The sequence below is a fragment of the Bacillus sp. ABP14 genome (genome assembly GCF_001831375.1).
In the GTDB taxonomy this organism is placed as follows: Bacteria; Bacillota; Bacilli; order Bacillales; family Bacillaceae_G; genus Bacillus_A; species Bacillus_A paranthracis.
On the sequence record NZ_CP017016.1, the window covers coordinates 2562780 to 2579873 of the forward strand.

Annotated in this window: 22 protein-coding genes; 5 read left to right on the forward strand and 17 right to left on the reverse strand. The window is 34.4% G+C overall.

What is annotated here, in order from left to right:
- Nucleotides 1–2: 2 nt before the first annotated feature.
- Entirely contained in the window at nucleotides 3–764 is a 762-nt protein-coding gene (gene sleB / locus BGI23_RS13250) for a spore cortex-lytic enzyme (RefSeq protein WP_070806191.1), read from the reverse strand.
- A 297-nt stretch (nucleotides 765–1061) separates the two neighbouring features.
- Between sleB and BGI23_RS13255 the strand changes: the two genes are divergently transcribed.
- A complete protein-coding gene (locus BGI23_RS13255; RefSeq protein ID WP_000793373.1) occupies nucleotides 1062–1394 on the forward strand; it encodes a DUF3889 domain-containing protein in 333 nt (110 codons plus the stop codon).
- Nucleotides 1395–1421: 27 nt separating this feature from the next.
- Here BGI23_RS13255 and BGI23_RS13260 read toward each other — a convergent pair whose 3' ends face one another.
- The 5 genes from BGI23_RS13260 to kynU form a co-directional block, all read right to left on the reverse strand.
- Nucleotides 1422–2057, reverse strand: a complete 636-nt coding sequence (locus BGI23_RS13260) for a Pr6Pr family membrane protein (protein ID WP_070806192.1) — start codon at nucleotides 2055–2057, stop codon at nucleotides 1422–1424.
- 16 nt (nucleotides 2058–2073) lie between these two features.
- Complete coding sequence (locus tag BGI23_RS13265; protein ID WP_070806193.1) at nucleotides 2074–2991, reverse strand: serine hydrolase domain-containing protein; 918 nt, start codon at nucleotides 2989–2991, stop codon at nucleotides 2074–2076.
- A 116-nt stretch (nucleotides 2992–3107) separates the two neighbouring features.
- Nucleotides 3108–3947 carry a tryptophan 2,3-dioxygenase gene (gene kynA / locus BGI23_RS13270; RefSeq protein ID WP_000661967.1) on the reverse strand — a complete coding sequence of 280 codons (840 nt, stop codon included), beginning with the start codon at nucleotides 3945–3947 and terminating at the stop codon, nucleotides 3108–3110.
- 33 nt (nucleotides 3948–3980) lie between these two features.
- A complete protein-coding gene (gene kynB, locus BGI23_RS13275) occupies nucleotides 3981–4610 on the reverse strand; it encodes an arylformamidase (protein WP_000858056.1) in 630 nt (209 codons plus the stop codon).
- A 2-nt stretch (nucleotides 4611–4612) separates the two neighbouring features.
- A complete protein-coding gene (gene kynU / locus BGI23_RS13280) occupies nucleotides 4613–5899 on the reverse strand; it encodes a kynureninase (protein ID WP_070806194.1) in 1287 nt (428 codons plus the stop codon).
- Nucleotides 5900–6058: 159 nt separating this feature from the next.
- Between kynU and BGI23_RS13285 the strand changes: the two genes are divergently transcribed.
- Complete coding sequence (locus tag BGI23_RS13285; RefSeq protein ID WP_070806195.1) at nucleotides 6059–6670, forward strand: TetR/AcrR family transcriptional regulator; 612 nt, start codon at nucleotides 6059–6061, stop codon at nucleotides 6668–6670.
- 35 nt (nucleotides 6671–6705) lie between these two features.
- On the opposite strand, the gene BGI23_RS13290 is transcribed toward BGI23_RS13285, so the two are convergent.
- Entirely contained in the window at nucleotides 6706–7143 is a 438-nt protein-coding gene (locus BGI23_RS13290; RefSeq protein WP_070806196.1) for an NUDIX hydrolase, read from the reverse strand.
- A 96-nt stretch (nucleotides 7144–7239) separates the two neighbouring features.
- Here BGI23_RS13290 and BGI23_RS13295 point away from each other — a divergent pair, with 96 nt between their 5' ends.
- Nucleotides 7240–7542, forward strand: coding sequence for a hypothetical protein (locus BGI23_RS13295; RefSeq protein WP_070806197.1), 303 nt, complete (start codon nucleotides 7240–7242; stop codon nucleotides 7540–7542).
- Nucleotides 7543–7571: 29 nt separating this feature from the next.
- Here BGI23_RS13295 and BGI23_RS13300 read toward each other — a convergent pair whose 3' ends face one another.
- The 8 genes from BGI23_RS13300 to BGI23_RS13335 form a co-directional block, all read right to left on the reverse strand.
- Nucleotides 7572–8030, reverse strand: coding sequence for an SRPBCC family protein (locus BGI23_RS13300; protein ID WP_070806198.1), 459 nt, complete (start codon nucleotides 8028–8030; stop codon nucleotides 7572–7574).
- A 126-nt stretch (nucleotides 8031–8156) separates the two neighbouring features.
- Nucleotides 8157–8396, reverse strand: a complete 240-nt coding sequence (locus tag BGI23_RS13305) for a YczI family protein (protein WP_070806199.1) — start codon at nucleotides 8394–8396, stop codon at nucleotides 8157–8159.
- A 132-nt stretch (nucleotides 8397–8528) separates the two neighbouring features.
- Entirely contained in the window at nucleotides 8529–8786 is a 258-nt protein-coding gene (locus BGI23_RS13310) for a DUF3977 family protein (protein WP_070806200.1), read from the reverse strand.
- A gap of 112 nt (nucleotides 8787–8898) precedes the next feature.
- Nucleotides 8899–10749 (reverse strand): sigma-54-dependent Fis family transcriptional regulator, encoded by a 1851-nt coding sequence (locus BGI23_RS13315; RefSeq protein ID WP_070806201.1) that lies wholly within the window; start codon nucleotides 10747–10749, stop codon nucleotides 8899–8901.
- A 124-nt stretch (nucleotides 10750–10873) separates the two neighbouring features.
- A complete protein-coding gene (locus tag BGI23_RS28440) occupies nucleotides 10874–11047 on the reverse strand; it encodes a hypothetical protein (RefSeq protein ID WP_000525553.1) in 174 nt (57 codons plus the stop codon).
- Between the two features lie 17 nt (nucleotides 11048–11064).
- Nucleotides 11065–11403, reverse strand: a complete 339-nt coding sequence (locus BGI23_RS13325; protein WP_000499968.1) for an NIPSNAP family protein — start codon at nucleotides 11401–11403, stop codon at nucleotides 11065–11067.
- Nucleotides 11404–11430: 27 nt separating this feature from the next.
- On the reverse strand, nucleotides 11431–11973 hold the full coding sequence (locus BGI23_RS13330; protein WP_070806202.1) for a GNAT family N-acetyltransferase: 543 nt from the start codon (nucleotides 11971–11973) through the stop codon (nucleotides 11431–11433).
- Between the two features lie 12 nt (nucleotides 11974–11985).
- Nucleotides 11986–12756: a DeoR/GlpR family DNA-binding transcription regulator gene (locus tag BGI23_RS13335; RefSeq protein WP_070806203.1), complete on the reverse strand. Its 771-nt coding sequence runs from the start codon at nucleotides 12754–12756 to the stop codon at nucleotides 11986–11988.
- Nucleotides 12757–13006: 250 nt separating this feature from the next.
- Between BGI23_RS13335 and BGI23_RS13340 the strand changes: the two genes are divergently transcribed.
- Nucleotides 13007–13498: a hypothetical protein gene (locus BGI23_RS13340; RefSeq protein ID WP_070806204.1), complete on the forward strand. Its 492-nt coding sequence runs from the start codon at nucleotides 13007–13009 to the stop codon at nucleotides 13496–13498.
- A gap of 320 nt (nucleotides 13499–13818) precedes the next feature.
- Nucleotides 13819–14415 carry a hypothetical protein gene (locus BGI23_RS13345; protein ID WP_000914447.1) on the forward strand — a complete coding sequence of 199 codons (597 nt, stop codon included), beginning with the start codon at nucleotides 13819–13821 and terminating at the stop codon, nucleotides 14413–14415.
- A gap of 83 nt (nucleotides 14416–14498) precedes the next feature.
- Here BGI23_RS13345 and lpdA read toward each other — a convergent pair whose 3' ends face one another.
- Together lpdA and BGI23_RS13355 are read right to left on the reverse strand one after the other, a co-directional pair.
- Nucleotides 14499–15878 (reverse strand): dihydrolipoyl dehydrogenase, encoded by a 1380-nt coding sequence (gene lpdA, locus BGI23_RS13350; RefSeq protein WP_070806205.1) that lies wholly within the window; start codon nucleotides 15876–15878, stop codon nucleotides 14499–14501.
- 15 nt (nucleotides 15879–15893) lie between these two features.
- A complete protein-coding gene (locus BGI23_RS13355; protein ID WP_070806206.1) occupies nucleotides 15894–17093 on the reverse strand; it encodes a dihydrolipoamide acetyltransferase family protein in 1200 nt (399 codons plus the stop codon).
- Nucleotide 17094 lies beyond the last annotated feature (1 nt).

The window sequence follows — 17094 nt, forward strand, 5'->3', positions numbered from 1 at the left end:
CTCTATTTACAGAAAATATGTTTCCCGATCTTTTTAATTTGTGGACGAGTCCAAATCCATTTACTTGTTGCAGTATCTGGATTGAAATAATACAATGCGTTTCCTGTTGGATCCCATCCATTAATTGCATCTAATACAGCTTTTTTTGCTGTTTCATTTGGTGTTAAATATATTTGTCCGTCTGCTACCGCTGTAAATGCTCTTGGCTCAAAAATCACACCCGAAACAGTATTTGGAAATGATGCACTTGTAACACGATTTAAAATAACTGCAGCGACTGCAACTTGTCCTAAGTACGGCTCACCACGAGATTCTCCATATACTGCGTTTGCCATAAGCTGAATGTCGTTTTGGGAATAACCATTTGGAACATTTGTCCCTTTATTTTGAGGTGGTTTATTTTCTTGTGCTGTACCACCACTATTTCCTTTATTAGCAGTTGACTTATCATACTTCGTTGCCTTCACGAGCATTTGCTTCGTTTTAGCTCCGGCTAAACCATCAACAGGTAAACCGAATTTCTCTTGAAAATTTCGAAGTGCCCAGTATGTACCCCAGCCGAAAACTCCATCCACTTTTCCTGTATAAAATCCGTTATATTTCAAACGAGATTGCAGTTCAATGACATCTTCGCCAGATGCTCCCCTTTGAATGACTTGATTAGAAAAGGCTTCTACATTTTTTAGTTGTATACTACTGACCATGAAAGACAGTCCTATGAACGCAAGCAAAACTGCTATTTTAAAAACAGCTTTTTGGCGCATAATTTTCCCTCCTTAATTACGGAAATGATTTCTTGGTTATGTTTTGTAAAAGCCTCGCTTTTATGTAAAGAAGACAAAAAAATCCAAACTAATATCGTAGAAAGAATATGTAAACAATATAAAGTGAAACTTTAATCAGTGGGGGTTTTCTTCATCCCCCACTGATTATCAGCCCTCACCAATCGGACTTTAATGGGCAGTTGATCCCCCACCTAACTTCTTTACTTTCGCTGAATTTTGAGATGGGGGGCTTACTGCCCATTAAAGTGGGATAAAAAAGGATAAAAGGAGTTCATTATGAAGAATTTGTTAAAGCGTGTCGCACTCGTCCTTCTGTTCCTGACAACATGTTCAAATGTATATACAGGCTCATCAATTGTTCATGCACAGCCGCCATATGCAAAATGGGGTAAGCTTGCTGTAGAAAAAACGAAAGAACAATACCCAAAAGCAGAGATTATTGATTACCTTCATATAGGTAGAAAACCAAAAACCGTTCAAATAACAGTTGAAAAATTTAAATTATGGCTACGCGAGGATGGAAAAGAATATGGTGTTTTTGTTGATGTAGAGTTTGAAACGAAGACGGAGAAATTTATTAAAATGTCGTTTCAGAAAACGAGTAGATAAAATGAAAGAAACCCGGCTGTTATGAATTTAAACAGCCGGGTTTCTTTCATTTCTAAAATTTCGATTCCCTAAAAATTTTACCAATATACAAATAGCGCCAATTACAACTGCTATCCCTATACTGTATAAAAGTACTCTACCATATCCACCTATTCTCGGATCTAAAAACGGATAAGGATACCAATTCGCGATTGGGCCACGTATTAAGCTATATAAAACATAAAAAAACGGGAATAAGAGCCAACTTGCGGCTTGTTTCCAAGTGATTTTCTTACTAGGCGGATTTAAAATCCAATCTAAAAGCATTGCTATTGGCATGATATAATGTAACACCGTATTTACCCATGGTATTGCGGTTTGAAGTGACTCTTCTAACCCTCTTAATAATAAAAAATAAATGAGTCCAGTCGTAAGTATGTATACAGTTGCTGCACCACGAAGTATACCAAACTGTTCTGATCGACCAAATGTAGCTGTTCCGATACTACTTAAAAGGAGAATACATGCAACTAAAATGTTACTTTCGATAGTGAAGAAACTAAAAAAGTTAACTGGATTGAACGGTTTCACTTGTGCCCGTATTATAAATTGCGTAATGATTGCACTAAATGCTAGAAGGCTTAAACATAGTCTAAATAGAGATAATGTTTTTACATCCCCCATACAGTCCCTCCTCTTCTCATACAAACTTATAATTCTCCTGTACATGCTCGATAAATAACTTTAATGGAACGAGCCCACGTTTAGGCATATGACTACTTATTACAGCAACCACCTCTAACTGCGGAATGATAACGATATATTGTCCGCCATATCCCATAGCAAAGTACATACAGTACGGTATGTGAAATCTTTCGTTATTCAATACCCACCAGTGATATCCATATGCCCCGACATGTTCATACGTTTCAAATAGAGGTGTACTTGATTCTTCTAACCATTTCGATGATACAATTTCATTCCCCTGCCAAATTCCATTCTGCAAACATAATATTCCGAGTTTTAATAAATCTTTAGATTTCATTTTCATACCGAAACCACCGACATATATTCCCTGGGAATCTTGTTGCCACTCATATTCTGTAATCTCTAACGGATTAAATAAGTACCTTTTCGCAAACTGCTCTGTCGACATTCCAGTAGCTTTTTGGATAATGTAGCTAAGCAAATGCGAAGAACCTGAGTTATAATTCATTTTTGTAGCGGGTTCTTCAATTATTGGTTTTTCTAATATATATTGCACCCAGTTCGCTGATTCTACAAAGTCATTCGGGAATACTACTCCATTTCCAAACTCTTTCCACTCCTCACCAGTAGTCATTGTTAATAAGTGATAAAGCGTCAAATCATGTTTTCCCTCAGGTACATTTTCAATCCACTCTGTAATAGGTGTATGTATATCATTTATATAGCCTTTATCAATTGCAATACCTATTAATATAGATACAATGCTTTTTGTAATCGAATTTATTTTATATAAGTTATTTGCACATTCGGGTGTTTTATAATACTCAGTTGTTAATTCCCCTTTTTGATAAACAAGAAATGTATTTACTTTTTTCTTTTCAAATTTATTTTCTAGCTGCTTGAAATCCAATACTTTACCTCCAATTAAATCATTACCTAATTTATTATATCTTGTAGCTTTAATTAAAACATACTTGGGTTCAAATAAAAAACAAACCTGCCAGTAATGAACTGACAGGTTTGTTTTTATAATTTCGTGCGAACATTCCAAAGCTCTGGGAAGAAACGTTGATCAAGTACTCGTTTTAAATAAGATACACCAGAAGAGCCACCTGTTCCCATTTTATGTCCGATAATGCGTTCTACTGTTTTCATATGACGGAAACGCCATTGTTGTAGCCAATCTTCAATATCGATAAGTTTTTCAGCAAGCTGATATAAATTCCAATATTTTTTCACATCCGCATACACTTCAAGCCATGCTGCTTCTACTGTTGCATCTTCTTCGTATGGCTGCGTAATATCACGATTTAACACGTCTTTATGAATTGGGAATCCTTCTTTTACAAGAGCTTGAATTGCCACATCATACAAACTTGGTGCATGTAGCGCCGTATGAAGTCGAGCGTGTAATTCTGGATCTTTTTCATAAATTTTTAAGGCATGCGGCGTTTTATAACCAAGCGCATACTCAATCATACGATATTGATACGATTGAAAACCTGAAGCTTGACCGAGCGAGTCACGGAACTCAATGTACTCTGACGGCGTTAATGTCGCAAGAATATCCCAAGATTGAATGATTTGTGATTGGATTTTTGATACACGTGCTAACATTTTAAAAGCTGGTTGTAATTTGTCTTGTTTAATAGATTCAATTGCTGCGTTTAACTCATGTAAAATAAGCTTCATCCAAAGTTCGCTTGCTTGGTGAATAACGATGAACAACATTTCATCATGGTGGTCTGATAATCTCTTTTGAGAAGATAGTAAACTATCTAATTGTAAATATTCCCCGTACGTCATATTCTCTTTAAAGTCCGTATGAATCCCTTTTTCCATAATTACCTTTTCATTTTCTTTCATATTAGCAAAACGCCCCTTTATATATATTTCTACTTATATTGGTCTAATAACTGCTCGAACTGGACTTCCATCTGCATCTGATAAGGCAAGTGGTAATGCGATCAATTCATAATCGCCATCTGCTACGTGATCTAGTACGACATTTTCTAAGATGTGTATGCCATGTTTAAACAATTGATGATGCGCTGCTAATTCTTTATCATCTAATGGATCAACTGATGGTACATCCACCCCGATTAAACGTATACCTTTTTCTGAAAGAAACGGTGCTATATCCGCACGTAAATGCGGGATTATATCTGGGAATTCATTCGCTTTACCATGTGAAGATGTACGTAACAACAAGCGTTCTACGCCTTCTAAATGAAATTTCTCTAATTCCTTTTTCCCAATGCTTTCAAGATTAGAAACGTCAATGATTCGCGTAGGTCCGACATAAACTTGGATATCTAAATCTAACACTTTCTTTCCATCATTATCAAAATGAAACGGTGCATCAATATGAGTGCCTGTATGAATACTCATCGTTAACTTTCCGACATTTACTGAGCCACTCTCTTCTTTTGACCATGATACTTCATACGAGAACGGTGTATCCCCTGGCCAAGTAGCAATATCATTATTTAGCGGTTGTGAAATATCAATCCACTCTGATGTTTTCATACTTATGCCACAACCTCTCGCTTATTTTCAAATTGCTTATACTCTTCATCTTTCATAATTTTCTTTAAAATCATAACAGACTGCCATACTTCTTCGTACGTATTATATAAAGCAACTGGCGCAAGTCTCACTCCATTTGGCGCTCTAAAATCTGGAATTACTCCATTTGCTTTTAACGCTTTACATATACGTGCTGCTTCTGCATGCTCTAAATAAATATGCCCGCCTCGTTTTTCATCCTCTAATGGATTTCCAATTGTAAATCCAAAATCACTTAATTCATGAGCAATTAAATTAAGCATGTATCTTGTAATATGTAAAGATTTTTCACGTAAACGTTCTATACCAGCCTCTTTAAACATTTCAAGAGAACCGATTAACGGCGCTGTACTTAATACGTGAGGGGTACCAATTTGATATGCACCGGCATGGTCTGCTGCAGTTAATGTATGTTCCATATCAAACTGCTTATCTTTTCTAGAACTAAACCAGCCAGACAAGCCTGGAAGTCTATTACAATGTTTTTTATTTACATAAAGGCCAGCAACACCACCAGGTCCTGCGTTTAAGTATTTATAATTACACCAAATAGCGAAATCAACATCCCATTCTTTGAAATGATGCGGAATAGAACCGATTGAGTGACATAAATCGAACCCGATATGAATACCACGCTTATGCGCTTCCGCTGTTAAACGTTTCATATCAAGAATTTGGCCGCTTCTATATAGTACAGAAGGTAATAAAATTAACGCGATATCATCTGTCATCGCATGAATAATATCATCTTCAGAAAGTGTTCTACCATCTCGGCTCTTCACTCGTACTAAATGCTCATCTGAATCTAGGCCCTTTAAACGAATTTGACTTTGAAGTGCATATATATCTGACGGAAATGTTAATTCATCTGCAAGAATTTTTGTGCGTATTCCTTTCGGCTCATAGAAAGTTGCGATTACTTGATGAATATTCGTTGTCGTGGAACCGGTTACAATAGTTTCTTCTGGTAAAGCTCCAATAAGAGGTGCAGTCAATTCACCTAATTTCTCCGAAAGGAAAAACCACGGATGCTCACCCTCGGTCCAGCCGTCAATGCCATACTCTTTCCATGAATCTAGCAAAGTAAGTAACGATTTCTCTGCTCTTTTTGAAAGTAGCCCTAATGAGTTTCCATCTAAATATATTGTTCCTTCTTTTTTATAAAATTCAGTTTGAAAATCTTTCAGTTCATCATGTTTATCACATTCAAGCGCATACTCATAAGTTGGTTGAAATGGTTCTTTATACATGGTGTCACCTTCTCTTAATTTTCTTTTTATTCTAACTAATTGAAATATATCACCTTAGTTGATATAACGTCAATGATATTATGTCAGTTGACTTTATATATGAATTTCTTTTACAATACAGTTATATTTTCAGATATTTCAGTATAAAGAGGTGATTCTTTGAAAAACACTACTCTTTCATCAAGAAAACACCGCTCCTTAGAAACTAAAAAGAAACTTTTACATTCCGGCTACATTGTTTTTATTAATAATGGATTTCAGAAAACAACCATTACACAAATTATTAAACATGCAGAAACTGGTTATGGAACGGCATATGTATACTTTAAAAACAAAGATGATCTCCTCATCGTTTTAATGGAAGATGTCATGAATCAATTTTATGATATTGCTGAGCATTCCTTTTCGCCCCAAACAAAAGAAGAAGCAAGTATTATGATTCAAAATCAAGTTAGAGCATTTCTACAACTAGCAAAGAAAGAACGAGCTATTTTACAAATTGTGCAGGAAGCAATTGGTTTATCAAAAGAGATACGTCAAAAATGGGATGAGATCCGAGAACGCTTTATAAACAGCATTACGCAAGATATTACATACTCTCAAGAAAATGGGTTAGCACATCCTGAATTAAATAAAGAAATTGTAGCACGTGCTTGGTTCGCAATGAATGAGATGTTTCTTTGGACGATTGTGCAAAATGATAAAAAGATCGACTTAGAAGAGATTGTGCATACGTTAACTGAAATGTATACGACAGGGTTATATAAATAGCACACCTTCAATAAGTAAGGTGTGCTATTTTACATCTATAAAAATATTTTATCTGGGTATGGTAGTGCCAAAGGAGGCTTTTCAGATAATGAGAAATATTGTAGTTTTAAAGATTCACCATCTATTGACTTCAGTTTTCCACTAGTAGTTTCACATTCAAACACAACAACAATATATTCTACTTGATCTCCATTCGAATATGTATGACGGAACTCTTTCCCTCCAAATATCCCTTTTTGCTTTTTCACTCGTACTTTCAGCCCCGTTTCTTCCCAAACCTCCCGAACTACTGCTTCTTCTGGAGTTTCTCCAGGTTCAATTGCTCCAGCTGGCAAGCTCCAGTATTCTCCGCCAGGATATTGAAATAAGATTTCCCCTTGCTCATTTTTAATAACAGCAGCTACACTCGGTATAAAAATTAGTTCATGACCTAATTTCTCCCGGATTTTTTTATAATATAGCGATATAGACATATAATTCTCTCCCACTCCATTAATAAATACCTGTATTTTCTGATATCTATTGTATAATAATACCAAAAACGATTTCTATATAGAAAGGATTAGAAAATGTCTCAAGAAAAACTAGTAAATAAATTTCTATCATTTTTAGGTACTACAAATCAACCTACTAGCTTAAAGTTTTTAAATGAGCTTATTAAATCTCATCAAGAAAAAATAAAGTGGGAAACTCCTACTAAAATAATTGACTGGGAAAAAGGTAAGAAAAGAGAACAAAGCCTTACATCTTCTGAACTTAATTATTGGATAACAGAAAGATTTTGTATTGATAAAGAAATGTATGAAAAAGCTATTGAGGTTTTCAATAAAAAATCTATAAACAGTAAAAGCGTTACTCATGAGATTGAGTAACGCTTTTACCTTAATACATGTCTTTAATATTAATCTTCTTTATGATAAGCAGCTTCTACACATTCTGCTAGACGCTCAATTTGTTCCATAGTTAAACCTCGTGAAATCCAGCCTGTTAACTTATACATAATTTTATAGTAAAGATTACTAGGTTCATATTCTGAAATTAATGTAAGTGCTGTACCCTCTTCATCTTCTTCTAACATATAAGTCATTGCCGAATAACCTTGCTTCATTTCACTGCCAAGTGAAATAATATAGGGTGCATCGTATTCAAGAATTTCTACTTCTGCTTCAATTATTTTCTTACCGACTTTTTGAACAGAGATATATGTATCTCCTACACATGGATTCTCTTTATCCATATTTGAAGGATAACGATTTTCTATTATAAACGTATTCCATTCTTTTATTTTTTCATCTTCTACAATATAGTCACAAACTACATCAATTGGTGCTTTTATTACTATTTCTAGTGCGAAACTCATTAAACTGCCCCTCTCAAATACCCTATCCAATTCTATATTAACTCAATCATTATGCCATATTTTATATAGTGAAATACAAGTAGAATTTTTATTTTTAATGTGAGAGTGCTTATTGTAATAAAAAAATCATTTAAAATATTTTATAAACGATACAACAATTAAAAATAAAGAAACAAGTAGTACAGCAACTCCTACACTCCTATTTTCTTTTTCTTTATTTTTAAAATTTTGCACCCCCATACTAACTAACATACATCCTAAAAGCGTTTGTAACATTAGCACACTCTGTTTTGAAGCATCATTCCAGCTATAAATGACATACCCCATTACAATAATTGCAAGTAAAATCGTTAAGATTCTATTCATACGTAAATCCCTCCTATAAAAGAAGCCACTAAGTTTCCTTAGCGACTTTCTTAACAATTTATATTTACAAAATTGCTTTTTATGAATTTGATATAGGTCCAAAGAATTTCCTAGCCAATATAACGACTTATGTTAGCACACTTTTTCTTTATTTAGCCTACTTACAATCCCAAAAATAAATTTATATTCAAATCTACTCTTTTTAACCTTTTTAAACCCTTCTTTCGTATCAAAAATTAAACACGTTTTCCGAAACCACATTCGTACATACAGTGACTCAAAATAAATAGGTTTTATAATTCCTCTTTCCTCAAATTCAGTTCCATCTTTATTTTCGGTTTCTGTTCGAACAAACCACTTATTTCCGAAGCCGATTTCAATATACTTCATAGTAAGCCCCCTTCCGGAAAATACTTTCTAACTATTCTATTATTTCCCCGGTAAGCGCACATTCCGACAGAACATGAGCCCACAAAGAAAAAGTAGATTACAAAAATCTACTTTATAACTTATATTTTTGCATTCGTTTATAAAATGTACTTCGAGGTACATCTAAAAGTTTTGCAGCTAATGAAACATTTCCATTTGTCTTTTCTAACGCTTCAATCATGCTATCACGCTGTATTTTTTCACGGAAATTTAATGTTTTCTCTGTTTTATTTTCTGCTTGCAATTCAAAATGAGGTTGATTTCCCATCACTGTTTGTAATAAAAAAGAGATTTGTTTTTCGCATATTTCTCGTCCTTGCGACAAAATGTAGATGCGTTCTAATACATTTAATAATTCTCGAATATTTCCGGGCCATGTATGCTGTGAAAACTGATTACAAATACTCTTCGGTAATACAATATTCCAATTCTTTCGTTCACAAAAATGTTGTATGAAGTACGGAATATCCTCTTTTCTTTCTATTAATGATGGAACATATAGCGGATAAACATGTAAGCGATAATATAAATCTTGACGAAATTTCCCTTCTTCTACTAATCGCAATAAATCTTTATGCGTCGCAGTGATAATACGGATATTTACTGGCACCTCTTTTGAACTGCCAATTGGGGTTACTGTTCGTTCTTGTAAAACACGCAATAATGCTACTTGCATCTCTGGTGGCACTTCACCAATTTCATCTAAAAATATTGTTCCTCCGTCTGCTTGTTCGAATTTCCCTTTATATCCTTGGCGCCGTGCACCTGTAAACGCTCCTTCAGCATAACCGAACAATTCACTTTCCATTAATTCTTTCGGTAATGAACCGCAGTTAACAGCTATAAAAGGACCATTTTTTCTTGGACTATTTTCATGAATCGCTCTCGCTACATATTCTTTCCCTACACCTGTTTCACCACAAACATATACACTAGCGTCAGTAGGAGATACAAGCTTAATTTCTTCTAAAGTATGTTGAAATGCACTGCTCGTCCCAATAACTCCAGGGAAAGTAATTCCGTTTATAAGTGGGACAGTTGAAAATAAATTTCCTTGTTTATTTTCCTTTACATAAATACATTTCCCGATCATTCTATCATTACTATATACTGGTACCTCTAATTTAGATTTCAATCCATTTTGCATTAGATCTTCAAGTTTCATTCGTGACCAATTAGAAACTCGTTCTCGAACCTTCTTGCTTGCAGAAACGATAACATCACGATGATTACAAATTACAACTTGTTCATCACTATCAATTACATCTAAAAAACGATGGATTAACTGCAGTTCATTTTGATGCACTCGAATACTACATTCACGTTCAATCGCATGTGCAATCGAAGTTACCATCCCGAGCATATACGGATGGGAAAATTCAATGGGACAAGAGAAATCTAGAATTCCAATTAATTTCCCGTCATCATTATGAATGGGAGCAGCCGCACAGCTCCAGCTATGAGATGCGACAGAATAATGCTCTGTACCACTTATCATAATAGCCTCTTCAATCTCAAGCGCTGTTCCTATCGCATTTGTACCAACAGCTGCTTCCGTCCATTTCACACCTTCAATGAAGTTAATATGTTTCGCTCGTTTTAACGTTTGTTCATTTCCACTTAACGATAGAACGTAACCATCTGGATCAATTAATAATGCCATCATTTGCAGTTCATCAATGGTTTTTCTCATATTTTGTATTTGAGGTATTGCTATATCTAGGAAGATTTCACTCTTTTTCTTTTGGTCTTGAAAAACATTAGAAGACAAAATTTTCTGACCTTTATTCATATGAGGATTCACATTTGCTTGTTTACATCGATACCATGACTCTGAAATTCTTTCATTTATACGGTTCGAATCAAGGACACCTTCATCAACAAACTTTTTCCATGTATGTAAGTAAAACGGTGAAGCTAGCATTGTATCATCTCCCTATTCATTGTTTTGGAGATCTGTAAAAAACATACTTTTATTATAAAACTGAATAAAAGCGTTTTCAACAAAACTAGAAAGACGACACAAATATGTTAATAATTTGAATATCTTAATGCACTTCTTTATTCTTTTTTAGTAGCACTATATTTTGTATAATGGAAGCAAAGAAAATACATAACCAAAACCACTTTTGTGGATTGCCATTTATAAAGAAAACAATCACGGCTATTGCAAATAAAATTGTGGATGCTACACTAAAATATAATTTTGTTTTCATTCCCATTATCCCTCACCTCTCTATCACTTTACAGTACATACTAACTCTTCATTTTTCATCTCTACTATGTACTCCTGTAAAACATATTCTCTTCCGCCATGTTTTTCATACCATTCATGTATTTTTCTAATATGCTTCTCGTCATTTCTAATCTTTGATTCTATTTCTTTATACTGTTCATAACTATCATATTCCCATATGGCAAACACTTCGGTCGTACCATTCTTATTATCTTTCATCCAGCGTCCTATTAGCCTAGAGCCATGCTTTAACTGATTAGGTAAGTTCGTATGATTGAAATGATCATTAAAAATTTTAATAAATTCATTTTTTACTATATAGTACTTTCTTCTATAAAACATACATTTCCACCTCTTTAATGAACAGACTCAAATACACCTTCCCATTACAACCGTATTATAATACTTCCCATCCGACAGCCTTTTATCATTTTTTAAAATACCTTCTACTTCAAAACCTAATTTTTTATATAGCTGAATGGCTTTTTCGTTTGTCTCTAATACTTGTAATGATATCTTTTTAATCTCATTTTCATCAGCCCAATGAATAGATTGTTGCATGAGACTCTTCCCGATTCCATATCCCCAAAACTCTTTTAAAATACAAACGCCAAACTCTACTTTATGGGATAATCTTTTCAAATTTGACCCTTCACATCTTGAAAACCCTACGATTTGGTTGTGCACTTCTGCAACTAAAAAGAGATTCTTCACCTCTTCACTATCTGCTTTTATTATTTTTTGAAAACCTATTTTATCTATAAATCCCTCTCCAGCTTCTCTATCCATATTTTCAGTTTCGCCATCAATCTGAACTCTAATCTTCGATAATTGCTCCGCATCCGTTTCAGCTGCTGAACGAATTGTGTAAGTTAATCCATTTATATGAAACTCTTGTTCTTTTATAATCATTTTAAACTCCTTTTAAATGCAATCTATTGATGCTATCAAAATTTCTTTGCCTTGTTTCTCAAATTGTTGAATTATTTCTTTAGGAGCTCCTTCATCTGTTATTATAAGTTCAATTTCTCTCAGTGACTCTCCTTTTATAAAGCAATCTCTTCCAAGTTTAGTATGCGGAGCTAAACAAATATTTCTTCTGGCAATTTTACTTACTGTTTTTCCAAAATAAGCAACTTCCGGCGTGGCAGTACTTATACCATCCAATGAAATGCCGCCACCTGTAGAGAAATACAAATCAATAGACAATCTATTGATCATTTCAGAGGCAAGTGTATCTGTCATATTTCCTGATGATTTCACCTTTCCACCAATTAAATATGTTTCTACATTCTTATACTCCCTTAACTTACTAGCAATTTCTAAAGCATTCGTAATCACTGTAAATGATGTTTCAGGTAAATATTTTAACATGGCATAATAGATAGAAGCTCCGCCAATAAAAACGGAATCTCCTTCTTGTATGTAGGATGCAGCAACTTTCGCAATCGCTTCTTCACCTAGTGAACTATCACGATAACATTTCGATGGTTCAGCAGTTAAATTTCTTACTCTAGTAAGTTCGATTGCACCTCCATGTGTTCTTTTTAACAAGCCATCCTTCTCCATAATAGACAAATCTCTTCTTATAGAATCAATAGACATATCGAAACTTTCCGCAAGATCTTTAGCAATTACCCTTCCGTTTTTCTTAAGTAATTCTAAAATTTTCTCTCTGCGCTCTTCAGTAAACATGTATCCACCGCCGTCATTGAAGATTCTGAAACTTTATCTTTATTTTAATTATATGCATGTCTCTTCCGTGTTACAATATTTTTAATTCTTGTTTACTCTGTTTTATTCAGCTTTCTCCCTCTTTCTATTCCATTAACTTGGCAACAAAATAAATGCATATTTGCATATTCTGCAAATATGCTTTCTTTTCCTTTCCTATTCATGTAAAATTATTCCTATGTTTTACTTTTTAACACAGAAAGGAATTATTATGAAATCTATAATGAAAGTAACTTGTACAGCATTATTATTTACAGGACTTATGGCAGGATGTAGTGGGAATACTGCACCGAAACAAGAAAAGAGCGCTCTTGAAAAGAATGCAATGCACTATGGTGAAATAGTTAAAAATGAATACTATAGAGCAACTGTTGAAAATGCTAAATTCGAAAAAATAGACAAAGAGTGGCGTCTCACAGCTCGTGTTACTATAAATAACGCTCGTGCTAACGGACAAACGATAGATCTTTCAGAAATAAAATATTTCATAAAAGATGAAAAAACGGGTAAAAAATACGAAGGTGAAGTTATACAAAATGAAAATGCTAAAAAGGTTCCATCTGAGTTTTCTTTAACTACCGACATTGTATTTAATATGAAAACTTCACCAAAAGATTTAAATAATATGTATTTATTCATAGATAGCAAAGCCGCGCCGTTAACAGATACATATTGGAAACTTGATAATTTAGCAATTAAATAAAAAACAGTCAAATACGACTGTTTTTTTGTTTGTAAAGTAATCAAGTTTACTAGTAATCTATCTCCAGCAATACATCTTTTGCACAAATCGTTACTTCTTCAGCTTCCCTCCTAAAACATTTCAACATCCAACAAAAGCGATATATCTATTTATTATATCATTCCAATAACTATTTTTTCTAAAGAAAAAATGCAAAACTGTAAATATTCCGCCTTTTATTTCTAAAACTTCAGAATATTTACAATAGTTGATAATTAGAATACATTTTACTAGTACAAAGATTCACCTGTACAAAAATCTAAACAAAAAGGGATGGTTATATGTTGAAGAAATTAGTAGCAGGTACATTAGTAGCGGGATTTGCATTAACTGGAGGACTAGGAGTAGCAAGTGCTGAAGAAAAAGGTAACACAATTAAGTCTTTTGATTATTTAAAAGTGGATGAACAGAATGTTAATTCTCTTACAAAATTAAGTGATCAAGATAAGAAAGACATCCAAATTACTATGGTATTACCAGAGCAAAATGAAAATGGAGATTGGCTAGCTTATGGTTTTACTAGCCGCGAAACATTAGATGCTTATATTGAAAAGGATAAAAAAGTACTTAAAAATAAAATTAATCCTTTAGGTAGCGGTGCTGGTAGTACTGATTTTTATGAACATAAAGATAAAGGTGGCCAATATATTTACTGGAGCAGCGGCTTTAAAAACTTACCATCTAGCTGGAACGACAGAATTTCCTCTGTAAGTACAGCATCACCTTCAGCAAGTTATTCAACGACACTTTGGGAGCATACTTCAACACAAGGCTATGGAAAAGGTGTTGTATTCAAACATGCGGATTGGTACGGCAAAACTGCTAATTTAGCTGCTGATTGGAACGATATTACTTCAGCGATTGACGTAAAAAAATAATAGGATATTCAATTTTTTTCTGTAAAAATTCAAACCACTATTCTCTTATTCATTTAGAGAATAGTGGTTTATTATATTTCCATCTAAGCATGTACAGCATGTCCTACCGCTTGCAATAAAGCTTCATGAATCGCTTCAGATAAAGTTGGATGCGCTGCAATATAATCTCTCATAATATCGGCAGTAACTTCCGTATGAATCATTACAGTTCCTTGACCAATTAGTTCTGTTGCACGAGGACCAATAATAGAAATTCCAACAATTTCTTGATATTTAGGTTCCACAATAACTTTTACTTTCCCCGTTTGTTCTCCAATAATAAGCGCTTTTCCATTTGCTGTAAAAGGAAATTCTCCAATTTGTATGTCACCGTACTGCTCTCTTGCATCTTTTTCTGTTAAACCGACACTAGCAATTTCTGGAGCGGTATAAATACAGCGAGGTACAGCATGGTAGTTTACTTTTACATCTTCTCCACTCGCGTGTAATGCTGCCGTCGTTCCTTCATGGAAGGCAACGTGAGCAAGCTGGATTCCACCAATCACATCGCCTGCTGCATAAATATGTGATACATTGGTTTGCATATGTTCATTCACAGAAATTCCTTTATTTGAATATTGAATGCCTGCTTTTTCTAAATTTAATTGTTGTACACGTGGTTTTCGGCCGACAGAAACGAGAACAAATTCTGGATTAACTTCTTGGATACTTCCTTCATATTCAAATGAAGCCTGCTTCTTATAATTATTTAATCCTTTTAAAGCTGCTCCTGTAAATATTTCTACACCATCATTTTCTAGTTTCCCTCTTAAAATGTGTGAGATATCTTCATCTTCACCTGGTAATAATTGCGGTGCCATTTCAACAATCGTAACTTTTGTTCCAAGGCGACTATAAATACTTGCAAACTCGCACCCTATTACACCACCGCCAACGATTAATAATGATTTTGGTATATAATCTATGGACATTGCATGGCTGCTATTTAAAATCCACTTTCCGTCAAATGGAGCAAAGGGTAATGCAGTCGGTTCTGAGCCTGTCGCTATAATGAACTGATCTCCATCTACTACATCTTCTTTATTACCGTTTGTAACTCGAACACGATGATCCGTTTCAAAGTTTGCTTTACCTTGTATAACTTTTATTTTATTTTTCTTCATTAAATATTGGATTCCTTGAACGAGCTGCGTTACGATTTGTGATTTCCTCGCCTGCATTTGCTTCCAATCAATTGATATACTTCCATTATTGAGTGTAACTCCATAATGATTCGCTTTTCTCACAATGTCATGCACTTCTGCACTTTCTAACAATGATTTTGTAGGCATGCACCCAACATTTAAACAAGTCCCGCCAAGATCAGCTTCATCAATAAGAGTGACATCTTTTCCATTTTGAGCTGCGGTAATTGCCGCTACATAGCCAGCAGGTCCGCCACCAATAACGACTAGTTTACTCATTCTCTCACCTTCTCTTTATAAAAGAATTGTTACAGGTTCTTCTAAATAACGTTTAATTGTGCGTAAAAATGCAGCTGCTGGTGCACCATCTAATACACGATGATCGAATGTTAAACTTAAAGGTAACATACTGCCTTTTTTTATTTTCTTCCCTTTATATACTGGAACATGTTCAATTGCACCTACACCTAAAATACCAGTTTCAGGTGTATTTAATACTGGCGTAAAATATTCAATTCCAAAGCTACCTAAATTACTAATTGTAAAGGTTGTCCCTTGCATATCATCACTACTTAAACTACCTTCTCTTGCTTTTTGTGCAACGTTTTTAATTTGTTTAGATAACTCTACTAAAGATAGATTATTAGCAAAGCGAATAGCTGGAACGACTAATCCTTTTTCTAATGCGACTGCCATGCCTAAATGAACATGTTCAAATTGATGAATTGTATCATCCATATAAGCACTGTTCATTTCTTTATGCTCTCCAAGCGCTAATACAACAGCACGAGAAACGAAATCCGTAATAGTTAGTTTGTTATCGTATCGTTTTTGTACAACTGACGCTATTTCTTTATGTAAAGCAACTAAATCTGTAACATCTACTTTCATCGTTAATGTTAATTGCGCACTATTTTGTAAACTTGCATGCATACGGTTTGCGATTGCTTTCCGCATACCAGTAACAGGAATTACTTTACTTTCTTCTTGTTCAAGTACTTCTGGAATTGTTACTCTTTCTTCAATCGCTTTTAATACGTCTACTTTTGTAATCCTTCCGCCAGGGCCTGTACCAACTAATGCTTTGATATCTAGATTTTCAGACTTTGCAATTTTCTTCGCTACAGGTGAAATTTTGATTCTTTTCTTCGCCACTTCTTTCGCATATGGTTCTGGATGTTGGACCTTTTTAGGCTCTAGATTAGGTGCTTTTTCTTCTACAACATTTATACTTTCATTGATTTCTACTTTTTCGTTCAGCTTACCGATATAGCAAATGACAGTGCCAGGTGGAACTCCCTCATCTTCACTTACAGCTATATCAAGAACAGTTCCATCCGCTGGTGCTTCTATTTCAGTTTCGATTTTTTCCGAATTAATACTAGCAATTAGTTCACCTTTTGATACATGATCGCCTGCTTTAATATTCCAGCTCGTAATAATACCTTCTTTCATCGCCATACCTAACTTCGGCATTACAACTTCTACAGCCATG